General features: G+C 67.7%; 12 protein-coding genes. 6 read left to right on the top strand and 6 right to left on the bottom strand.

Annotated features, from left to right (window positions below):
* Positions 1–26: 26 nt before the first annotated feature.
* Positions 27–3,473, bottom strand: coding sequence for a glycosyl hydrolase 2 galactose-binding domain-containing protein (locus AC07U4_RS17245; protein WP_495196264.1), 3,447 nt, complete (start codon positions 3,471–3,473; stop codon positions 27–29).
* Between the two features lie 428 nt (positions 3,474–3,901).
* Positions 3,902–4,183, bottom strand: coding sequence for a hypothetical protein (locus tag AC07U4_RS17240; protein ID WP_495196263.1), 282 nt, complete (start codon positions 4,181–4,183; stop codon positions 3,902–3,904).
* Here AC07U4_RS17240 and AC07U4_RS17235 point away from each other — a divergent pair.
* Positions 4,182–5,108 (top strand): crotonase/enoyl-CoA hydratase family protein, encoded by a 927-nt coding sequence (locus AC07U4_RS17235; protein WP_495196262.1) that lies wholly within the window; start codon positions 4,182–4,184, stop codon positions 5,106–5,108. The two genes, AC07U4_RS17240 and AC07U4_RS17235, sit on opposite strands and share 2 nt — an antisense overlap.
* 11 nt (positions 5,109–5,119) lie before the next feature.
* Here the strand turns inward: AC07U4_RS17235 and AC07U4_RS17230 are convergent, their stop codons facing one another.
* Positions 5,120–7,093: a putative bifunctional diguanylate cyclase/phosphodiesterase gene (locus AC07U4_RS17230; protein WP_495196261.1), complete on the bottom strand. Its 1,974-nt coding sequence runs from the start codon at positions 7,091–7,093 to the stop codon at positions 5,120–5,122.
* A gap of 676 nt (positions 7,094–7,769) precedes the next feature.
* On the opposite strand from AC07U4_RS17230, the gene AC07U4_RS17225 reads away from it, so the two are divergent.
* Complete coding sequence (locus tag AC07U4_RS17225; RefSeq protein ID WP_495196260.1) at positions 7,770–8,870, top strand: diguanylate cyclase domain-containing protein; 1,101 nt, start codon at positions 7,770–7,772, stop codon at positions 8,868–8,870.
* Between the two features lie 3 nt (positions 8,871–8,873).
* On the opposite strand, the gene AC07U4_RS17220 is transcribed toward AC07U4_RS17225, so the two are convergent.
* The 3 genes from AC07U4_RS17220 to AC07U4_RS17210 all read right to left on the bottom strand — a co-directional run bounded on the left by AC07U4_RS17220 (position 8,874) and on the right by AC07U4_RS17210 (position 16,374).
* Positions 8,874–10,514, bottom strand: coding sequence for a Na+/H+ antiporter (locus AC07U4_RS17220; RefSeq protein ID WP_171009356.1), 1,641 nt, complete (start codon positions 10,512–10,514; stop codon positions 8,874–8,876).
* A gap of 268 nt (positions 10,515–10,782) precedes the next feature.
* Positions 10,783–13,851, bottom strand: coding sequence for a TonB-dependent receptor (locus AC07U4_RS17215; RefSeq protein ID WP_495196373.1), 3,069 nt, complete (start codon positions 13,849–13,851; stop codon positions 10,783–10,785).
* Between the two features lie 429 nt (positions 13,852–14,280).
* Entirely contained in the window at positions 14,281–16,374 is a 2,094-nt protein-coding gene (locus AC07U4_RS17210; protein ID WP_495196259.1) for an alpha-glucuronidase family glycosyl hydrolase, read from the bottom strand.
* 180 nt (positions 16,375–16,554) lie between these two features.
* Between AC07U4_RS17210 and AC07U4_RS17205 the strand changes: the two genes are divergently transcribed.
* The 4 genes from AC07U4_RS17205 (at position 16,555) to groES (ending at position 22,010) form a co-directional block, all read left to right on the top strand.
* Positions 16,555–18,876, top strand: a complete 2,322-nt coding sequence (locus AC07U4_RS17205; RefSeq protein WP_495196372.1) for a glycoside hydrolase family 3 N-terminal domain-containing protein — start codon at positions 16,555–16,557, stop codon at positions 18,874–18,876.
* 11 nt (positions 18,877–18,887) lie between these two features.
* Complete coding sequence (gene manD / locus AC07U4_RS17200; protein ID WP_038661995.1) at positions 18,888–20,099, top strand: D-mannonate dehydratase ManD; 1,212 nt, start codon at positions 18,888–18,890, stop codon at positions 20,097–20,099.
* A 10-nt stretch (positions 20,100–20,109) separates the two neighbouring features.
* Entirely contained in the window at positions 20,110–21,417 is a 1,308-nt protein-coding gene (locus AC07U4_RS17195; RefSeq protein WP_052075802.1) for an MFS transporter, read from the top strand.
* Positions 21,418–21,722: 305 nt separating this feature from the next.
* Positions 21,723–22,010, top strand: a complete 288-nt coding sequence (groES, locus tag AC07U4_RS17190) for a co-chaperone GroES (RefSeq protein ID WP_038661992.1) — start codon at positions 21,723–21,725, stop codon at positions 22,008–22,010.
* Positions 22,011–22,017: the final 7 nt, after the last annotated feature.

Genomic DNA, 22,017 nt, shown 5'->3' with positions numbered 1-22,017 from the left:
GGCAGCGGGACGCCGCACGGTTCGGGTCACCGGATCGCAACGTCTCCCGCCGCGACGTTCCAGCCCCGCAGGGTCAGCCCGGTCGCCTGGCCGCCGGTCCTGGGATAACGCACCTCGAGACGACGTTCCTCCCCGGGCAGCAGCGCGACGTAATTGTCGCTGTAGAAGGCCGGGAGAACCCGCGTGCCGTGCATGTCGACCAAGGTGAGCTTGGCGCTGAGCGCGGGGACGGCCGTGTTATTGGCGAGGGTCACCGTCACCACCCGATCGTCGCCGTCGTCCCGCGTCGCCGCGGTCGATGCGGTCAGCGCTACGGCCTGTAGGTCGTTCAGCGCGCGATAGGCGGCCTCGTCCTTGCCGCGCCAGTAGAAGTTTTCGGCCACCATCCGTCCCGAGGCGTCGGACATCTCGATCCTGACGAGCAGCATCGGATGCGCGGCGAACAGCCGATCCAGCGGAATGGCGGCGAGGGGGGTGGCGGCGTTGGCGGCGGCGTTCACCCGGTCCTCGCGCGAGAACAATTCGGCATTGTCGAGGCCGACGACGCGGGTGCGGACGCGCAGGCCGGCGCGTGCCTCGCGCGTGGTGTTGAGCACGACCAGTTCGTTGCCCGGCAGGTTGAGCTGGACGTGCAGCGGCTCCGCCGCCTTCTTCGCGCCGTAGTAAGCGGCGTGGGTGTCGTAGTCGGAGCTGTAGATCTGCCAGGTGTTCGATGGCCAGGCAGGATGGGTCATCCACAGCAGCCGCCCGGAATTCCTGGTCCAGAGATGACCGAGGAACCCCTCGTACATCGCCTTGTGCGTTTCTAGATTGATCATCTGCGCCTTGCGCTCGAAGTCGGCGAAGCTCGTCGCGGGACCGAACATCGTGTCGAGTGCCGCCATGAACGTCTTGGTGTCGCCGTTCCCGCTGACATGCCAGTCGTGGTAGGCGAGCGTGTCGCTGAGCGGCCAGGTCTCGCTGTCGGGCATCGTGGCTCGGACCGATTCCAGCGTCGACAGCGACGGCGTTCCCGTCTCCACCGAGAAGCCGGTGGCAAGTCCGGTGAAATAGCCCACGGGCGGGCGGTAATTATAGGGGCCGGACCCCTGCAGGTTGATGACGTTGGAGCTGCCGGTGAACCAGCGGGTGCCGTCCTCGCGCGCGATGACGTCGTCCAGACCTTCGTTGAGCGCGGGATAGGGCACACCCTCGTTGCGGCCGAACCACAGGATGATCGACGGATGGTTGCGGTAGCGGCGCACCACGTCGTCGGCATTGCTGAGGAACAGGTGCGGGTCCTGCGGCTCGACCTGCGCATTCTGGGTCGACTGCCAGAAGTCGTTCAGGATCATCATGCCGTTCTCGTCGGCGAGATCGTAGAATTCCTCTTCGGTGTTGTTGCCCATCCAGTTGCGGATCACATTCATATGCGCCTCCTTCTGCAACCGGAAATATGGCGCCAGCCGGTCGCGGCTGACGCGCTTCATGGCGTCGTCCATCCCCCAATTGCCGCCGCGTGCGGCGATCGGCACGCCGTTGACACGGATCGTCAGATGCGGTTCCGGCATGGTCGTCGCGACCGACGTTACCGCGGGCGATCGCTCGCCGGCTACGGTCAGCGATTCCGCCCAGCCGTTGGGGGATTGCTTGATCGCCTCATGACGGATGTCGAGCAACCGCTCGCCACGCAGGCTGCCATCGGTGAATTGCACGTTGACCCGGCGCAAGGCCCCCGCGGTGTCGAACAGCGACAGATCATAACTCACCTCGCGCATCCCGAAGCGATCGGTGCGGGTATCGGAGATCCGGCCATCGGCCAGCGCCTCGAGCGAGAGCTGGTACAGCGCCTGCTCGCCATAGCCGTTCGGCCACCACAATCTGGGTTTGGCGACGTGCAGCTGGGCGAAGTCGCCCGGCGTGAACGCCACCTGGCTTTCGCCGGGCGCCGCGGTCACCGTCTTCTCGACGCGGACGTCGCCGAAGGCGGCGCGTACGGTCACCTGGCGTGGTGTCGCGCCATCGTTGCGGATCGGTACGGTGACATAAACGTCGGCACGATCGGTGCGCGGCAACGGCAGGTCGGTCACGACATGCGGGTCGAGCAGCCGTATGTCGCCGTGCGCGAGCAGATCGACCGGGCGCCACAGCCCGGTGTCGCGGTCACGGATGCCCGGAATCCAGTCCCAGCCCTCCGTCGCGACGAACGTCGGCCCGTCGATCGCCAGTTGACCGCCATTTTCCCCGACGCCGCCGCTGATCGATTGTTCGTGTGGGATGCCGGGGTGCGGCGGTGGCGAAACGCGGATCGCCAGCACGTTTTCGCCGGCAACGGGGGTCAGGTCGAACTGGCCGCGGATGAACGCCCCGCGCGTATCGCCGAGCTTGCGGCCGTTGGCCCATATGTCGGCGGCGTAGTTGATGCCGCCGAACACCAGGGTCAGCCGCTTGCCGGCCCCCTCCGCCGGCACCGTGAAGCTGGTGCGGTACCAATAGTCCTGGCGCGCGAGGCTTTCGGGGATCCTGAGGTTGTTGAGGCCGTAATAGGGGTCGGGATAGACGCCGCGATCGACCAGCGTGGTCAGCACCGTGCCGGGCACGGTCGCGGGACGCCAGGTGCCGCTCGCACGCCCGGGCCGGGACAGCGCCGCGCCGTTCTCGCGAACCTCGGGCGCGGCGGCGAGTTGCCAGCCATTGACCCGCCAGCGTCCGTCGCTGGCCCGCGCCAGGCCGGTGGGTGGCAACGGCAGGCGCACCGCCGGCGGCGTCGTCGCGACGCCCCGCGCCCGTGGCAGCGTCCATGCATCCTGCTGCTGGGTGAGGCCGATGTTCGCCTGCTTCTGGAAGGGCCAGCCGACGCCGACCTGCCAGAATTGCACCGAGGCGAAATCCGGACGATCGCGAGCCGCGGCTGCCATCTCGCTCGCGCCGCGCGCGGCGGGGATGAAACGGGCATCGGCGAGCGAACCGCCGAAATGCCGCTGCGCGTCGCCGGCGCCGACGACCGGGGCGATCGCCAGCCGCGGAGCGACCTCGGACGGGCGGCTCGCCCGCGCCGCGACGGCGCGACCGTCGACATAGAGCGTGAGCGTCCGGCCGTCCGCGACCGCCGCGACCTGCGTCCAGCGGCCGGCGGCAAGCCTGCCGCCGCCGGTCATCCGCACCGTGCCGTCCGTGACGTTCAACCGGCCGTCGATCAGGCCGAGGCAACGGCAGGCGCCGAGCGGGTCGCCGACGGCGATCAGGATGCCGTTGGCCGCGCTCGCATCGGGGCGCACCCATGTGGAGAGCGTCCATGACGCGCCCGACGCGACCGCGTCGCCGGCCTTGTCGAGGGGGCGCTCGACCCCGATGCCCCCCGCCAGGATAGCGACATTGTAGGGACCGGCGTTGGCCATGACGCCCGCGGTGCCGGCCGCCGGGACCTGTGCGGCGAGCGGCAAGGGCAGGACGGCCCCGAGCAGCAAGGTGGCGATAAGCGGCGGTGATCGCATCATAATCCTCTCTGATGGCGTGCGGTCGTCGCCGGCGCCTTATCGTCCGGATACGCTGCATCCGGTCGCTCCCCTCGACCTATACTCTGTACGGCGACATGCAACGTCGGACGATCACGGCATGCGTGGCGTCCGCCTGCGACGGACTTGCTCCTCCTCGCGCTCACGAGATGTGGCCCGATCGAGCGTCCAGATTCTTGGAGCCGCCGTGCCGTGACTCACGATCGGCGCGGTATCGGATGGAGAGAGCCGGTGGCGGCAAACCGGGCAGCGATTTTGCTCAAGACGACTCGCCATGGTGAGCGTAGGCTTCAGCATGGCCGACTGAGTCGGAACCTCTCATCGGGCATGCAGCCTCTGCCCGCCTCCGTCAAAAGGGGCGGGCACTTTTCATAGCCCCACCGGTGCGGCGGCCGGGCGCAGAGCGCTCACCCCCGCTGGTTGAGCATCACCCCTGCGATCAGGGCCACGTTGCTGGCAATGAACGCACCGAGCACGATGTAGCAGGTCATTGGTGTTCTCCCTCGCGACGGATCGTAACCGCGAAGGGTAACCAGATCGTAAGCGGCGACGCGGGGTAAGGTGCCGGCGCTGCGGCCAACGCCGTATGGCATGCGCCGCGACCCCTTATCCATCAGCCGCTTAGCACGGCGTTTCGACGTAGACTCCGGCCGCAGCACCTTGCTGTACGTGCAGAAGGACGTCGTCATGACCCTCGAATATCCCCCCGTCGTACCCGTTCAGCGGAGGACGCAATCCGGCCCGGTCGCGGCCGATCTCCCCCATCAGCCGATCCGGCGCGCGCCGTTCGACCTGACCGATCTGGAGACCGAGTTCGATCCCGACCTCGGCACGTTGTGGACCTACATGCGCCAGCGTAGCCGGCCGAGCTTCAATCCCGATCTGCTCGCGGCGTTCGACCAATGGCAGGACGATATCGTCGCGGCGCATGGCTCGGGCGCGATGCCGATCCGCTATCTGGTGCTCGGCTCGCGCTTTCCCGGCGTCTTCTCGCTGGGCGGCGATCTCGACCTGTTCGCCACGCACATCCGGCACGGCGATCGCGACGCCTTGGTCCGCTACGGCCGGGCATGCGTCCGCATCCTCCATCGCAACATGCTCAGCCTCGAACGGCCGATCATCACGATCGGGCTGGTCGAGGGCGACGCGTTGGGCGGCGGCTTCGAGGCCTTGCTGTCGTTCAACGTCGTCATCGCCGAGCGCGGCACCAGTTTCGGCCTGCCCGAAACCAATTTCGGCCTGTTTCCCGGGATGGGGGCGCATTGCTTCCTGTCGCGGCGACTCGGTTCGGCGCGGGCCGAGCAGATGATTCTCAGCGGCCGCTCGTACAGCGCGGAGGAACTCTACGACCTCGGCATCATCCACGCGCTCGCCGATCCGGGGCGGGGGCGTGCCGAGGTGGAGACCTACATCCGCCAGAACCGGCGGCGGCACAGCGGCCATTGCGCGATCTACGAGGCGTCGCGCTCGGTCAATCCGCTGCCGCTCGCCGAGCTGGAGGCGGTGGTCGACCTGTGGGCCGATGCGGCGCTGCGGCTCAACGAGACCGACCTCAAGCTGATGCGCCGTCTGGTCGGCGCGCAATCGCGCCTGCTCGACAAAGCGGTGGCCTGAGCCATGCGGGGTCAGGCGCGCCCGTGCGCCCTGGCCTCGCTCCCCGCCGCTCCGCCGGCGAACATGGCGCCGACCATGTTCGCCGGCATCGGCCGCGCCAGCAGATATCCCTGGACCGCGTCGCAGCGCGTCCGGCGCAACTGGTCGAGCTGCGCCTGCGTCTCGACGCCCTCGGCGACGGTGCGCATGCCGAGCTTGGCGGCGAGGTCGATCACCGTCTGGACGATCGCCACCGACGCATGGCTCTGTTCGAGGTCGGTGATGAACGACCGGTCGATCTTGAGCGTCTGGAAGGGGAATTTGGTGAGATAGCTCAGCGACGAATAGCCGGTGCCGAAATCGTCGAGCGTGGTGCGGACGTGGAGCCGGTTGATCGCGTCGAGCGCGGCGAGCGACGCCTCGATATCCTCGAGCAACACCGATTCGGTCACCTCCAGCTCGAGCCGGTCGGCGGCGAAGCCGCTGCTCGCCAGTGCGCCCATGATGACCGTCGGCAGATTGGCGGAGCGCAACTGGATCGGCGACAGATTGACCGCGATCTTGACCTCGGCGGGCCAGCCGCTGGCGACGCGGCACGCTTCGCGGATCACCCAGCTGCCGATCGCGACGATCAGGCCGTTGTCCTCGGCGATCGGGATGAATTCGGCCGGCGAGATCGCGCCGTGATTGCGGCTGGTCCAGCGCAGCAGCGCCTCGCACGACAGGATGCGTTCGCCGGCCAGATCGTAGATCGGCTGGAACATCAGATGGAATTCGCCGCGTTCCAGCGCCCCCTGCATATCGGCGGCGAGCGTGCGGCTGCGTTCGATCTTCTCGTCCATCAGCGGTTCGTAGAGGCACATCTGGCCGCGGCCGCTGTCCTTGGCGCGGTACAAAGCGAGGTCGGCATTCTTGAGCAACGTGTCGGCGTCGGTGCCGTCGGCAGGGGCGATGGCGATGCCGAGCGAGGCGCCGACGTGCAGCATGCGGCCGTTGTGATGCACCGGCAGCGCGACCAGATCGATGATCCGACGACCGGTGGCGAGTGCGTCCTCCGATCCCGCGATCTCGCAAACCACGGCGAATTCGTCGCCGCCCAGCCGCGCGACGATGCCCTCGCCCGCGAACGCCTCGTCGAGGCGGCGCGCGACGCCGGCGAGCAACGCATTGCCGGCGAGATGACCGAAGGAATCGTTGATCTCCTTGAAGCGGTCGAGGTCGATCCAGTGGATCGCCAGGCGACGATCGGCCCCGGCCAGCGCCTGCAACCGCGCCTCGAACTGTTCGCGGAAGGCGGTGCGGTTGGCGACGCCGGTCAGGTCATCGCGGCGCGCCATCGCGGCATGATGTTCGGCCAGCGCCGCTTTCTCGCGCGAGACGACGGTGGCCTTGAGGATGACGCCATAGGTCTGCAGCGTGATGTCCATCATCGCGACGACGAACAGCAGGATGACCACCGCAAGCGCCATCTTGAGCGGTTCGAGCGAGACGATCAGCCCGGCGGCGAGCGGCAGCGAGGCGAAGCACAATTGCGCCAGTGCGATCCACGGCCGGCCGGCGTTGCGCCCGGCGATGCCCGCGGCATAGCCGATCGTCGTCGTCACCGCGAGCAACTGGAGGACGCCATCGCTGCTGTTGATCAGCGTCAGCATGCCGAACGTGCCGAGCAACGCCGAATAGCAGACCGCACCGGCGCGATAGATGAACTCCTGCCGCCGGGCCCAGGCGCCGGTCGGCAGCGCGTGGGTCGGGGTGCGGCGGTGAAGCCGGACGGCGTCGCCGACGCGGATGCTGGCGACGACCGCGATCGCCACCGCGCAGGCGCGCATCGACGGCGTACCGCTGACCAGCGCGACGATCGCGACGATCGCGCTGCTGGTCAGCGCGCCGATCACCAGCGACTGTGGCGAGGCATAGAGCGATTCGACCAGCGTCTCGCGCACCGAGGCGGCGATCGCCTGATCGGAATGGCGCAGCCGTCTGAGGCGGGAAATGAGACCGGTCATATGGTTACCATGCGCAACAGAAGTGTAGAAGAAACAAACGAATGCCGTTGGCGGCCCTCGGCCCGTCGCATAATCGCGCGGACGAATGCAGGAAATGCAGCAGCTTGCCGGTAGGAGCAGGGCGATCGTAGATGGACGCTCGTGCGAGCCTGCCGTCTTCCAAGTCCACCCCGTCACCCCGGACTTGTTCCGGGGTCCACCCCGCGGCGAGGAGAAAGGCTTGATTCGACACCGTCCTCTCGCGGCCCGGTGGACCCCGGAACGAGTCCGGGGTGACGAATCTAATGAGGAAATCGATCGAGCCTCATCACTGCAGCCATATGCGATAGCTCAGCCGGTGGGAGGGGGCGGGGCGGGGCCTTGCGACGACTATCGGAGTGGCGTGCGCATGGATAACCGTGCTTGCCGATACCGGCATCTACGAAGCCATGCCGATGCGATTCGCATTCGTAGATGTCGACACACGGCAACGAAGGTGCAGCCAATGCCCGATGGCCAGTAGATTTGTCTCTCGCCAGCGTGACAAATGCTCGACCGCCACCGCGACCCGAAAACCCAGCAGCTCTCCATATAAGTCCAAATCAGACATTAAAGGCCTTACGCACTTTACTTGCGGGAACAGCCAATTTGGCGTGAAATTAACCCCTAATTCGTTGTATCGCGGTAACCGATGACCATGACGTCGCCTTCCTCTCGCCGTACGACCGCCGAGCCGGTGCGAGTCGAGCTGCGCAACGCGCTATTCGCGACGGCGCTGCCGAATGCGGTGATGACGGCGATCTTCACGGCGCTGGGACTGAAGATCGCCAGCGATCTGCACGATCCCATCGCTTGGGGGGCGTTGGTGTCCGGCGTCGTCTGCGCGACGCTCAAGCTGGCGCTGATCGCCGCGCATCAGCGGCGGGCCGATCTGGCGGTGCGCCGGCAGGACCGCTGGGCGCAGGCGTTCGCGGTGTTCAGCCTCGGCCTGGCACTCTCGCTGGGGATGCTCGGCGCGCGCGCCTTCGTCCATGACGCGGTGTTGTTGCAGATGCTCGCGACCGGCCTGCTGTTCGGCTATTGCTCGGGGCTGGTCGCGCACACCTCGATCCGGCCGTGGCTGGCGACCGCCTGCCTCGTGCTCAGCGCGATGCCGATCGCGATCAGCGCGATGCTGCGGGCCGACAGTCCGCACCAATTGCTCGGTGCCAGCCTGATCTGCTTCATGCTCGCCGCATTCCAGAGCATCCGCCATCTCTATCAAGCGACGCGCCAGCATATCATCACGCGTCAGGCGATGGCGGCGCTGGCGCGGGTCGATCCGCTCACCAAGCTGCCCAACCGGCTCGGCCTGCGCGAGGCGTTCACCAGCCAGATGCGCGAGGAATATGATATCGCGATCCATTGCCTCGATCTCGATGCGTTCAAGCCGGTCAACGACCGCTACGGCCATCCGACCGGCGACGCGCTGCTGACCGCGGTCAGCGATCGCGTCCGCTCGGTGCTCCAGCCGCACGACACGGCGGCGCGGGTCGGTGGCGACGAGTTCGTCATCATCCAGTCGGGGGTGCGCAGCCAGAGCGAGGCGGACCTCTTCGCGCGCACCCTCGTGCGGCGGATCATGGCGCCTTACGAGATCGACACGCATCAGATCGAGATCGGCGTCAGCCTCGGCTTCGTGACCGCCGGCGGCGACGAGAGCGATCTCGACGAGCTGGTCGCGCTCGCCGATGCCGCGCTCTACCAGGCCAAGCAGAGCGGCGGCGGCATCGGCCGCGCGACGCTCGCCGCGCGCTGACCGTCAGATCCGGTAGCGCGCCTCGAGCAGGTCGAGTTCGCGGATCAGCTTCTGCGCGGTGGCGCTGCCGATCGCGCGCTCGCGCACCTGCTCGACGACCGCGGCGCGCTCGGCCTTGATCCCGGCGAGGCGGAAGGTGCGCTCCAGCCGGTCCTGCAACCGCGCCTCCGCCGACGCCTTGGCCGAGCCGCTGCGGCTCTCGATCCGCTCGCGGTACAGGTCCATCACCCGCGTGCCGGCGGCGGCGTAAAAATCGGCGTTGCCGTCACGCTCGGCGAGGTCGTGCTGCGACCGTTCGATCGCCGAGATCGCCGCCTCCGCGGCGGCGACGCGTGCGGCATCCTCCTCGGCCTGTTTCGACGGCTCGGCCGGCATCGTCAGGCCGTTGAGCAGGATCGGCAATGCGATGCTCGCCAGCACCAGCGACACGATGATGACCCCGGCGGCGAGGAAGATCGCGAGGTCGCGGGCAGGGAAGGGGCTGCCGTCGTTCATCGTCAGCGGGATGGTGAGCACGCCCGCCAGCGTGATCGCGCCGCGCACCCCGGCCAGCGACATGGCCGCGACCAGCCGCCAGTCGGGGCTGTGCAGCGTCGCCTCGCTGTTCAGCCGCCGCCGCAGCAGGGTCAGCCGCAGCGACACCCACACCCAGCCGAAGCGCAGCAGCGCGAGACCGGCGACGATCGCCAGCACGTAGAGGCCGAGCCATTCCGGTCCGTGATGGCCGGTCAGCAGCACGGTCGACTTGGCGCCGGCGAGGATCGCGGGAAGCTGCTCGCCGAGCAGCACGAAGATGATGCCGTTGAGTGCGAACTGGATTGTGTCCCACACCGAATTGCGGCGCATCCGCGTCGTCGCCAGCGCCTGGCGCGAGATTTCGGCGAAGGTCATCGTGACCCCCGCCGACACGGCGGCGAGGATGCCCGAGGCATGGATATGCTCGGCGAGCAGATACGATCCGAACGGGATCAGCAGGCTGACGAGGATCTGCGACCCCGGCTCCTCGCCGAACCGCCGCGACACCCACGCCTTGATGCGGGTGACGACCAGCGTCACGACGATGCCGACCGCGAGGCCGATGCCGGCGACCCACAGGAAGCTGGTCGCGGCGGAGGCGGCGGAGAAGGTGCCGGTCAGCGCCGCGGCGATCGCGAAGCGCAGGCAGACGAGGCCAGAGGCGTCGTTGAGCAGCGATTCCCCTTCGAGGATATGCATCATCCGCTTCGGGATCGGCACCCGCGCGGCGATCGCCGACACCGCGATCGGGTCGGTCGGCGACACCACGGCGGCGAGCGCGAAGGCGACCGCGAGCGGCATCGCCGGGATCATCCAGTGGATGAAGAAGCCCATGCCGATCACCGTCAGCAGCACGAGGCCGAGCGCCAGCTCGACCACCGTCGACAGATCCTTGAGCAATTCGTCCTTGGGAATGCGCCAGCCGTCGAGGAACAGCAGCGGCGGCAGGAACAGCAGCAGGAACAGCTCGGGATCGAGCTCGACGCGATAGGAGGTCGACAGGCCGATCACCGCGCCGAGCAGGATCTGGACCAATGGCGTCGGCACCGACACCGGCAGCATGCGCGACACCGCGCCGCTCATGACGACGGCGAGCAACAGGAACAGGACGATCGATACGGCTTCCAAACGGCACTCCCGGGTCAGATGGTGTTCCCCTATCTGGCTCCGTCACCGCAGGACAACCCCGTCCGCGCCATCGGCGATCGACTCAGGCGAAATCGGTATTCATTGAAAGTCCTCCCCCGCCAGGGGGAGGTGGCATGCCGCAGGCATGACGGAGGGGGAGGATACGAAACAGAGGTGGTCGCTTACCTCCCCCTCCGTCACGGCTTCGCCGCGCCACCTCCCCCTTGCGGGGGAGGAATTTTCGCAAGACCCTGAATGTCGCTCCGGCCTAGAAGGTGCCGCGCAGTCCGACGAGGAACTGGCGACCGGGCTTGTACTGGGTGAAGGTGGCATTCTCGAACTGGAAGTAGGAGCGCAGCGTCGCGTTGGTGAAATTGGCGACGTTGACGGTGAGCTGCGGCGCCCCGGCGAAACCGAAGATCTTGTCGAGGTCGAACGACGACGAGAAGTCGTAGGTGGTGTAATCGGTGCCGTACAGCGCCGCCGCCGGGATGCCGTTCTGCGCGGTGCCGCTGTTCTGCGAACCCTCGCGCGAGGTCGTCGAGACGCGCAGCATGATGCCGTTCTTCTCGTAATAACCGGTGATGTTGTAGGTGAACGGTGCGACGCCGAATGCGGTGGCGGGGCCGCTGCTGGTCTGGTCGACGATCGTGGCGTTAGCGTTGAAGCCGAAGCCGGTCACGCCGATATGGCGGGTCAGGAAGTCGAGCGGCTGGACCCACTGGAATTCGAGGCCGTTGATCGTCAGCTTGTTGGGCACGTTGACCTGCGAGGTCACCTGCACCTGCGCGGTATTGGGCCCGCCGCGCGAGTTGATCGCGATCTGCTGCGTGGAATTCAGCGTATCGTAGGTGATGCCATATTGCGCCAGCGCGGTGAACGGCACCGTGGTGATCGAGGTGTTGGTGAAGCCGGTGATCGCCTTGCGGAATGCGTTGAAGCTGATCACGCCCTCGCGCCCGGTATAATATTCGAAACCGAGGTCGAGGTTGGTCGACATGTACGGCGACAGCGCCGGATTGCCGATGTTCGCCTGGTCGGCGGACGGCGCGCCGAAGCTGACGCCGGGCAATTGCGCCGACGGATCGGGCCGGGTCATCGTCCGCGATCCGGCGACGCGCACCACCGCATGCTCGCTCAGGTCGTAGGCGAAGGTCGCGGCGGGCAGCCATTTGGCATATTCGTTGCGGGTCGACACGACGTTGACGATGTTCGGATAGCGGCTGCCGTCGGGCAGGGTGGCCCCCGTCGCCGTCGTGTTGCGCGGATCGGGCAGCGAGACGCGTCCCGCGATCGTCTGGATCGTGTTGACGTAGCGCAGGCCGACGTTGAAGCGCAGCGTGTTGCCGCCCAGCTCCTGTGCACCGTTCACCGTGGCGAAGGCGGACTTCACCACCTCGCGGATCGAGCCGCCGCTGGCGCCGGTGTTGGCACCGCCGCTCTCGGGCGCATTGTCGTGATAGAAGTCATAGTTGCTCGCCGCCGCGAAGGCGGGGAAATCGACCGTCACGAAACCGGCGGGGCCGGGCCTCAGATAGGTCGGAACGGCGCCGTTGGGGATCAGCGATCCGCCATAGCTGACCGGTCCGCTGGTTCCGGCGGTCGCCCCGGTGCCGAGGCCCGGATAGGTCGGATAGCCCGCGGGGATCACACCGGGCGCGTTCAGGCCCTCGCAGGGCGGCTGCGAATTGGGCGATTGCAGCGATACGTTGGGGTTGTTGCCGCAGACCGCATTCTGCCACGCCTGGCTGTTGTCGTAACCGCGGATGCGCCGCGACACGTCGTCGAACGCGCCGCCGACCTTCAGGTTGAGCGCCTTGTCGCCCCAGGTCAGATCGCCGCGGAAGCCCTTGTTGACGTTCAGCCGGCGCTCGTCCTGGATGTTGACGCGGCTGCCGGCGTACCAGCCGAAATTGGCGGGATCGTTGAGGTCGAGATTGCTCTTGATGCTCGGGATGCCGCCGTCGTTCGAATAGGTGACGGTGTTGCCGACGCCGAGCGGGGTGGTGAAGCCCACGGTCGGGCTCTCGCGGTGGAAGGTCGAGCGCGCGTAATTGCCTTGCAGCGTCAGCTTGAGCTTGTCGTCGATCTCCCATTCGCCGCCGGGATTGACGCTGAACAGCTTGGTGGTCTCGATATACGGACGGAATTCGTCGAAGAACTGCGCATTGGCGAAGGTGCCGCCGGTGACGGTGCAGCCGGCGCTGCAATCGGCCTTGTCGAAGGTGAGGTTGGTCGGGATCGACGCGCCGTTGCGCACGATCCACGCCATGTCCTCGCGGATCAGGTCGTTCTTCTTATAGCCGTACAGGCCGTCGATATAGAAATGCAGCGTGTCGGTCGGCTGCCATTCGGCGCTCAGAATCGCGTTCAGGCGGTCGCGCGGCCCGCGGATGTTGGCGATGCGGCCGAGGCGCGGCAGCAGGCCGTTGTCGATCTGCTGGATCGAGGCACCGGGATTGTTGGCGAGCAGGAAGGCGCTGTTGATCGGCGTACCGGCGACGAGGCCGGCACCGGCGCCGACCGGCACCGTCGCGGGGATCGTCCAATTGCCGCCGCCCGTGCTGTTGCAGCCCGAGGTCGCGCCGCATTGCGCCGCGGTGAGCGCCGGGTTGGTATAACCGATCGTCTCGAACCCGCGCGTCTCGGTGAACAGGCGCTGCGCCGACACGCCGGCGAGGATGCCGAACGTATCGTTGCGCCAGCTGCCGATCAGCGAGCCGCGCGCACCGATCCGGTCCTCGGGCGTCTGCTTGGTGCCCTGGATGTTATAGGCGAGGAACGAGGTCTGGCGGTCGAACGGCCGGGCCGAGCGCAGGTCGATGTTGCCCGCCGCGCCGCCTTCGAGCAGATCGGCGGTATAGCTCTTGTTGACGGTCAGCTTGGTGAACAGGTCGGTCGGGAAGAAGCTGAGGTCGACCGAACGGTCGGTGCCCTGCGCGTCGGTCGCGCCCGACGAGGCGACGGCGATCGTCGCGCCGTTCAGCGTCACGTTGGTGAAGTTGGAGCCGAGGCCGCGAATCGCGACGTTGGTGCCTTCGCCGGTGACGTCGCGGGTGATCGTCACGCCGGGGATGCGGTTGAACGATTCGGCGATGTTGGTGTCGGGGAACTTGCCGATATCCTCGGCGAAGATCGAATCGGTAAAGCCGGTCGAGGCGCGCTTGGACTCGGTCGACTTGGCGAGGCTCGAGCGATAGCCGGTGACGACGATGTCCTCACCGGGCGCGCCCTGGCTCTGGTCGGTCTGCGGCACGGGCGCGACGGCGGGGCCGTTGTCCTGGCCGTCGGCCGGGGTCTGTTCCTGCGGCGGCGGCACGGCCTGCGCCGCGGCCATCGACGCGCCCAGCGTGCCGAGTGTGGTGGCGCACAGGAGCGCGATGCGGCGCAGGCGAAGGGTGCGGACGGTGCTCAACTTCAGGTTCCTCTCTGGTGACGCGCTGCCGTCGTCGCGGCATGCGCAGCATGGATTGTCGCCGGCGGCCGACGGCCACCGACGGAGACGTCGGATGCGGATCAGGTTTCGGTCATGATGAAGGCGACGAACGACGCATCACCCCGGCGCGATGCCGTCTCCGGCATCGTCGGCGCGGGGCGAACGCCCGTCAGCAATGTCAGCGATGCTCCAGCCATCCCCGTCCCTCGTCATGCCCGTCTGTCGCGGCCTTGATAGCGCTATCTTCTCCGTATTGGTCAGCAAGTCAATCGGTTTCGGTTAGGCCAACCGGAGATTGAGACGGGGAGGAGCAGCGTTACCGCGACCGCGTCACGACGTATGTCCCGGCGCATGGGGGTAGCTCTGCGCCTTGTACCAGGCGAGGCCGTGTTCGGGTGGCGCCACGCCGGCGGGCAGCGGGCGGTGGTTGACCGACATCCAATAGGCGAGGCTGGCATCGCGCCACCAGCGCGCCTCGCGCTGCTGGATCGCCAGATAGGTCGCCGTCTTCTGCCAGCGTTCGGCATCGATCCTGTCGCGCAGCGTGTCCCATTGCCGCTGCATGCCGGCGACATAGCCGACGCCGGCGTCGTAATGCGCGACCAGATCCTCCCACAGGGTCTTCCCGTCGGCCATGCGGCGGTCCCAGCGAACATGGTGGAACCACAGCAATTCGCGTTCCGGCGTCGTCTCCGGCCGGGCGAGCTGGCGCGCGACCGAGGGGGCATATTGGTCGACGGCGTCGCTGCCGCTACGACCGCGTTCGAAGCCGATGCCGTCCGGGTCGGCGCGATGATAATAGGTCGGGTTCCACTCGGGCCGCGCCAGATCGGCGACCCACGGACCCGGTCCGTAATGATGGCCGGTCGCCATCAGATGCGCGAGCCCGAACGCGCCGGTGTAATCGACCACCGCCTCGCGCGATCCGGCCATCATCGCGGTCGTGGTGGCGACGACCTGCGGATCGGTGCCGAAGGTCTGCGCCGCCCATTCGCGCGCGATCCCCTCGGAGGTCAGGTCCGGATCCCAGGCGAGTCGGCCGAAGGCATACCAATTGGCCTGGTTGAAGGTCGATCCGCTCCAGTCGCGGTCGCGGCCGATATTGGCGACGCCGGCCATGCCGGTCAGCTTATGGCCCTCCGCCGATCCGTCGACGACGTCGGCGACGGTCTCGTCGCGGCGGCGACCGGTCTTCGCATGCAGCGTCTCGGCGAACAGCGGGCCGAGATAGGCGAGGTGGGTGGCGAAGCCGAGATATTCCTTGGTGATCTGGAATTCGATCATCAGCGGCGTCTTCGGCATCGCGCCGAACAGCGGATGGAAGGGCTCGCGCGGCTGGAAGTCGATCGCGCCGTTCTTCACCTGCACCAGCACGTTCCCGGCGAAGCGGCCGTCGAGCGGCTTGAACTCGCTATAGGCCTGTTTGGCGCGATCGGTCGGGTCGGTCTCGGCATAGACGAAGGCGCGCCACATCACGATCCCGCCATGCGGCGCCACCGCCGCGGCGAGCATGTTGGCGCCATCGGCGTGGCTCGCGCCATAGTCGCGCGGGCCGGGCTGGCCCTCGCTGTTCGCCTTGACGAGGAAGCCGCCGAAATCGGGGATCGCGCGATAGATCTCGTCCGACTTGGCACGCCACCAGGCGGCGACGGCGGGATCGCGCGGGTCGGCGGTCTTGAGCCCGCCCAGCTCGACCGGCGCCGAGAAGCGCGCCGACAGATAGACGCGGATACCCCACGGCCGCAGCACGTCGGCGAGCGCGGCGGCCTTGGCGATATAGGGCGCCGTGAGGCTGTCGGCCTTGGCGTTGACGTTGTTGATCACCGTCCCGTTGATGCCGATCGAGGCGTTGGCGCGGGCGTAATCGGTGTAGCGCGGATCCTTGAAGTCGGGCAGCGTCCACCAGTCCCACAACGACTGGCCAGCGTAGCCGCGCTCGACCGTGCCATCGAGATTGTCCCAATGGTTGAGCATCCGCAGCTTGACCTTGGGCGCCGAGCGCAGCGCCACCGTCTCGGCACGATCGCCGGTGCCGAGCGCGCGCAGCAACGCGAAGGCGCCGTACAGCGTGCCGCGATCGCCGTTGCCCGCGACCAGCAGCACGCTTCGGCCCGCGAGCGTCACGCGACGTACCAGATAGCCCTCGTCGCCCAATCCGGCGAAGGGGAGTCCCAGCGCGGTGATCCCCGGCGCGGCGGCGGTCGCGACCACCACCGGCGGCGTCCCCGCGGGCAATGCGCGACGCAGCTCGCTCTCGGCGAGCCGCAGCGTCGCGCTGTCGCCCAGCCGCGTCACGGCGGCCTGACCGGTCGCCGGGGCACTGGTCCGCAACCACAAGGAATAGCCGTCATCGGCGAATGCCGGACTGGCCAGCGCGAGCCAGCTTGCGCCCAGCGCTCCGATCAGCGCACGATACCCTTTCATCTCACTCTCCCGTCGCGAACGATTGACAAGTCCGCGGTCCAGCTTTCATGTTATCGCTATCAACATAACAGGCAAGCCGCATCGTATTGGTTTGCCAATCCTGGAGAGCCTGTCTTGACGTCGCGTCCTGCCGTTTCGTCCCGTCGTGAGGTGTTGCGCTGGAGTGCGGGGGTGTCGCTGATGGCGTTGCTCCCCGCCGCCGCGCGACCCGCGTCGCCGCTCTACAAGGACGCGCGCGCGCCTGTCGACCTGCGGGTCCGCGACCTCATCGGCCGGATGACGCTCGACGAAAAGGTGGCGCAGCTCATCACGCTGTCGACCACCAAGCGCGACGTGATGGACGAGGCGCGCGGCTTCGACCCGGCCCGCGCCAGCGCCGCTTATCCAAACGGCATCGGCCAGATCGCGCGGCCGTCGGATCGCGGCGGCGCGGCGACCGCGACCAACACCGGCACCGACGTCACCGGCCGCTGGCGCAAGCCCGCCGACACGATCGCCTTCGTCAACGCCGCGCAGGACTGGTCGCGCACCAGGACGCGGCTCGGCATTCCCGTGCTGTTCCACGAGGAATCGCTGCACGGCTATATGGCCCCCGAGGCGACCAGCTTCCCGCAGGCGATCGCGCTCGCCGGCAGCTTCGATCCCGATCTGATGACCCGCGTCCAGTCGGTGATCGGCCGCGAGGTGCGCGCGCACGGCACCGTGCTCGCGCTCTCGCCGGTGGTCGACATCGCCCGCGATCCGCGCTGGGGGCGGATCGAGGAGACGTTCGGCGAGGACCCCTATCTGTGCGGCGAGATGGGCGTCGCCGCGGTCCACGGCCTGCAGGGCGAGGGGCGGGAGCTGGCGCCGGGCAAGGTGTTCGCGACGCTCAAGCACATGACCGGTCACGGCCAGCCGCAGGCGGGCAACAACGTCGCGCCCGCGCAGATCGGCGAGCGCGAGCTGCGCGAAAGCTATTTCCCGCCGTTCCGCGCGGTGGTCGAGCGGACCGGGGTAGGGGCGGTGATGCCCTCGTACAACGAGATCGACGGCGTCCCCAGCCACGCCAATGGCTGGCTGCTCGGCGACGTGCTGCGCGGCGAATGGGGATTCGACGGTGCGATCGTCAGCGATTACGCCGCCATCCCCGAGCTCGACTATTTTCATCATATCGCCGGCGACGTCGGCGAGGCGGCGCGGCTGGCGCTCGCCGCCGGGGTGGACAGCGATCTGCCCGACGGCGTCGCCTATCGCACGCTCGCCGATCAGGTCCGTGCCGGCAAGGTGAGCGTCGCCGCGATCGACGCCGCCTGCGCGCGCATGCTGACGCTCAAATTTCGCGCCGGCCTGTTCGAGGAGCCGCGCGTCGATCCCCGCGCCGCCGCCCGCCTCACCGCCAATGCCGAGGCACTGGCGCTCGCCCGCGAGGCCGCGGCGCGCTCGATCGCCTTGCTCAAGAACGACGGCACGCTGCCGCTGTCGGTCGACCGTCATCGCCGCGTCGCGGTGATCGGCCCCAATGCCGCGGTCGCGCGGCTCGGCGGCTATTCGTCGATCCCGACCGATCCCGTCTCGCTGCTCGACGGCATCCGCGCCAAATTGAAGGGCAGGGCCGAGGTCGTCCACGCGCAGGGCGTGTTCATCACGCAGAGCGAGGATCGGTCCGCCAACGAGGTGCTGCTCGCCGATCCCGCCCGCAACCGCGCGCTGATCGCCGAGGCGGTGACCGTCGCGGCGAATGCCGACGTGATCGTGCTGGCGATCGGCGACACCGAGCAGACCAGCCGCGAAGGCTATGCCAAGACGCATCTCGGCGACCGCACCTCGCTCGACCTGCTCGGCGAGCAGACTGCGCTGTTCACCGCATTGAAGGCGACCGGCAAGCCGGTGGTGGTGGTGGCGATCAACGGCCGGCCGCCGAGCTGGCCGACCGTGGTCGCCAACGCCAATGCGATGCTAGAATGCTGGTATATGGGCCAGCAGGGCGGGCACGCGATGGCGGATGCATTGTGGGGGGACGTCAATCCCGGCGCGAAGCTGCCGGTGACGGTGGTCCGCGACGTCGGCCAATTGCCTTTCTACTACGACCACCAGCCGTCGGCGCGGCGCGGCTATCTGTTCGACGACGACGCGCCGTTGTTCCCGTTCGGCTTCGGGCTCAGCTACACGCGCTTCCGCCTGTCGCCGCCGCGGCTGTCGGCGGCGCGGATCGGCGTGGCCGGATCGGTCGACGTCGAGGTCGACGTCGCCAATATCGGCGACCGCACCGGTGACGAGGTCGTCCAGCTCTACGTCCGCGACCAGGTGTCGTCGGTCGCCCGCCCGGTCAAGGCGCTCAAGGGTTTCGCGCGGGTGACGCTCAAGCCCGGCGAGAGCCGCACCGTCCGGCTGACGCTCGGCCCGGACGCCTTCCGCCTGTGGAACCGTGACATGCGCGAACTGGTCGAGCCCGGCCGCTTCGACATCATGACCGGCCCCAACAGCCGCGACGTGCAAACCGTCGCGCTCGACATCGCCTGAAGGATCATCCGATGCCCACGATCACCGACGCCCGCGTCATCGTCACCTCGCCGGGACGCAATTTCGTCACGTTGCAGATCACCTGCGACGACGGCACCACCGGCCTCGGCGACGCGACGCTCAACGGCCGCGAGCTCAGCGTCGCCAGCTATCTCGAGGATCACGTCGTCCCCTGCCTGATCGGCCGCGACGCGCACCGGATCGAGGATGTCTGGCAATATCTCTACAAGGGCGCCTATTGGCGGCGCGGCCCGGTGACGATGACCGCGATCGCCGCGGTCGACATGGCGCTGTGGGACATCAAGGGGAAGGTCGCGGGCCTGCCGGTCTACCAGTTGCTCGGCGGCGCCGCGCGCGACTCCTGTCTCGTCTATTGCCACGCCAACGGCACCACGATCGCCGACACGATCGAGACCGCATTGCGCCACCGCGACGAGGGCTATCGCGCGATCCGGCTGCAATGCGGCGTGCCCGGGCTCGCCTCCACTTATGGCGTCGCCAAACAGGGCCAGCGCTACGAACCCGCCGACGGCGACCTGCCGAATGAGGCGGTCTGGTCGACCGAGAAATATCTGCGCATCGTCCCCGAATTGTTCGCCGCGGCACGCGAGGCGCTCGGCTGGGACGTGCATCTGCTCCACGACGTCCATCACCGTCTGACCCCGATCGAGGCGGCGCGGCTCGGCAAGGATCTCGAACCCTATCGCTTGTTCTGGATCGAGGATGCGACCCCGGCGGAAAACCAGGACGCCTTCCGCCTGATCCGCCAGCACACCACGACGCCGCTTGCCGTCGGCGAGGTGTTCAACTCGATCTGGGATGCCAAGCATCTGATCGAGAACCAGCTCATCGACTATATCCGCGCCACCGTCGTCCATGCCGGCGGCATCACCCATTTGCGCCGCATCGCCGCGCTCGCCGATCTCTATCAGGTCCGCACCGGCTGCCACGGCGCGACCGATCTCTCGCCGGTGGCGATGGCGGCGGCGCTGCACTTCGGCCTGTCGGTGCCCAATTTCGGCATCCAGGAGCATATGCCGCACAGCGCCGAGACCGACGCGGTCTTCCCGCACGCCTATCGCTTCACCGACGGCACGATGCATCCGGGCGACGCGCCCGGCCTCGGCGTGTCGATCGACACGGACCTCGCCGCCACGCACGCCTACAAGCGCGCCTATCTGCCCGTGAACCGTCTCGAAGACGGCACCTTGTGGAGCTGGTAAGGTGAGCGAGATCGGCGACGCCGCGGCCAGCGCACCCGAAACCGCCGTCCATGCGGTGACGCCGCCGCGCGGCCGCATCCGCTGGCTGATCTGCGGCCTGCTCTTCGCGGCGGTGGTGTTGAGCTATATCGACCGGCTGGTGCTCGGCGTGCTCAAGCCGCAGCTCACCGCGCTCTATGGCTGGAGCAACGCCGGCTATGGCGACATCACCGGTTATTTCCAGGTCGCCTATGGCTTCGGCTTCCTGCTGTTCGGCTGGCTGATCGACCGGATCGGCGCGCGCAATGGCTATCTGCTCGCGATGGGCAGCTGGACGATCGGCCATTTCGCGCAGACGCTCGTCACCTCGACCACCGGCTTTGCGATCGCGCGCATCCCGCTCGCCTTCGGCGAGGCGGGCACCTATCCCTCGGCGCTCGCCGCGGCGTCGCAATGGTTTCCGCGCAAGGAGCGCGCGCTCGCGATCGGCATCTTCAACGCCGGCGCCAATGTCGGCGCGGTGGTGACGCCGCTGCTGATCGGCTTCATCGTCGTCAATCTGGTGCTCGACTGGCGCTGGGCGTTCATCATCACCGGCCTGTTCAACCTCGTCTGGCTCGCCGCCTGGTGGCGGCTCTACCATCCGCCGCACGCCCATCCCCGCGTCACCGCCGAAGAGCGCGCGTGGATCGAGACCGAGCCTGCTGACGATGCCGGCCGCGCGGGTTTCCTCGCCGTGCTGCGCCATCGCGAGGCCTGGGCCTATATGACCGGTCGTTTCTTGATCGATCCGGTCTGGTGGACCTTCCTGTTCTGGCTGCCCGATTTCTTCCACACCCGCTACGGCTACGACCTCAAGAATTTCGGCCCGCCGCTGGTCGCCATCTACATCCTCGCCGATTTCGGCGCGATTGCCGGCGGCTGGTATTCGTCGCGGCTGCTCAAGCGCGGCGTCGCGGTGGGCCGTGCCCGCAAGCGCGCGATGTTCGTCTGCGCCTTGTTCGCGCTGCCGGTGATGTTCGCCGCGCAGGCGAGCAGCATCTGGGTCGCGGTCGGCATGATCGGGCTCGCCTGCGCGGCGCATCAGGGCTTCTCGACCAATTTGTTCGCGCTGCCCGGCGACCAGTTTCCCCGTTATGCGCAGGGCACCCTGATCGGGCTCGGCGGGTTCGCCGGCGCGGCGGGGGGCTTCATCGCCTCCAAGTCGCTCGGCCTGCTGCTCGATACGGTGGGTAGCTACGGCCCGTTCTTCGTCGCCTGCGGCCTCGCCTATCTCGTCGCGCTGCTCGCCTTCCACCTCCTCAACCCACGCTACCGCGACGTGGTGATCGCGCGCTGAGGACGGTCGAGGGCGACTAGGCCAAAGACCCCGTTGGTGCTGAGCTTGTCGAAGTACCGTGAGACTCAACGCCCTTCGACAGGCTCAGGGCGAACGGGGGGATGCGGGGCAATCTCGTAAATCGCTGATTTATCAGCCCGCGCCGCCCGCCGTCCCGCCCAGCGCACCGTCTGCCGCCGCATCGCGATTTTCTGCGCGGCGGGAGCCTTGACGATCCCATGCAGCCGGCACATATCCGCCCCGTTGGCACTCGCGTTTCGTGAGTGCCAGAAATCTGTAACACTGACTGAAAGAGGGACTTCGCAATGACTTTTCGTCCGTTGCATGACCGCGTCCTCGTGAAGCGCGTCGAGGCCGAGGAAAAGACGGCTGGCGGGATCATCATCCCCGACACCGCCAAGGAAAAGCCCCAGGAGGGCGAGGTCGTCGCCGTCGGCACTGGTACGCGCGCCGAGAACGGCACGATCACCCCGCTCGACGTCAAGGCCGGCGACAAGATCCTGTTCGGCAAATGGTCGGGCACCGAGGTCAAGGTCGACGGCGAAGACCTTCTTATCATGAAGGAAAGCGACATCCTCGGGATCGTCGGCTGACTTCTCG

Source organism: Sphingomonas sp. GW821-FHT02B09 (assembly GCF_059421875.1).
This window is presented reverse-complemented; position numbering and strand designations above follow the sequence as displayed.

Excerpts from the sequence above, each read along its gene's own strand:
- AC07U4_RS17240 (WP_495196263.1), bottom strand. The coding sequence starts at position 4,183 with ATGACGACGTCCTTCTGCACGTACAGCAAGGTGCTGCGGCCGGAGTCT.
- AC07U4_RS17205 (WP_495196372.1), top strand. The coding sequence starts at position 16,555 with ATGGCGTTGCTCCCCGCCGCCGCGCGACCCGCGTCGCCGCTCTACAAG.
- AC07U4_RS17215 (WP_495196373.1), bottom strand. The coding sequence starts at position 13,851 with ATGGCCGCGGCGCAGGCCGTGCCGCCGCCGCAGGAACAGACCCCGGCC.
- manD (WP_038661995.1), top strand. The coding sequence starts at position 18,888 with ATGCCCACGATCACCGACGCCCGCGTCATCGTCACCTCGCCGGGACGC.
- AC07U4_RS17245 (WP_495196264.1), bottom strand. The coding sequence starts at position 3,473 with ATGCGATCACCGCCGCTTATCGCCACCTTGCTGCTCGGGGCCGTCCTG.
- groES (WP_038661992.1), top strand. The coding sequence starts at position 21,723 with ATGACTTTTCGTCCGTTGCATGACCGCGTCCTCGTGAAGCGCGTCGAG.
- AC07U4_RS17230 (WP_495196261.1), bottom strand. The coding sequence starts at position 7,093 with ATGACCGGTCTCATTTCCCGCCTCAGACGGCTGCGCCATTCCGATCAG.
- AC07U4_RS17210 (WP_495196259.1), bottom strand. The coding sequence starts at position 16,374 with ATGAAAGGGTATCGTGCGCTGATCGGAGCGCTGGGCGCAAGCTGGCTC.
- AC07U4_RS17235 (WP_495196262.1), top strand. The coding sequence starts at position 4,182 with ATGACCCTCGAATATCCCCCCGTCGTACCCGTTCAGCGGAGGACGCAA.
- AC07U4_RS17225 (WP_495196260.1), top strand. The coding sequence starts at position 7,770 with ATGACGTCGCCTTCCTCTCGCCGTACGACCGCCGAGCCGGTGCGAGTC.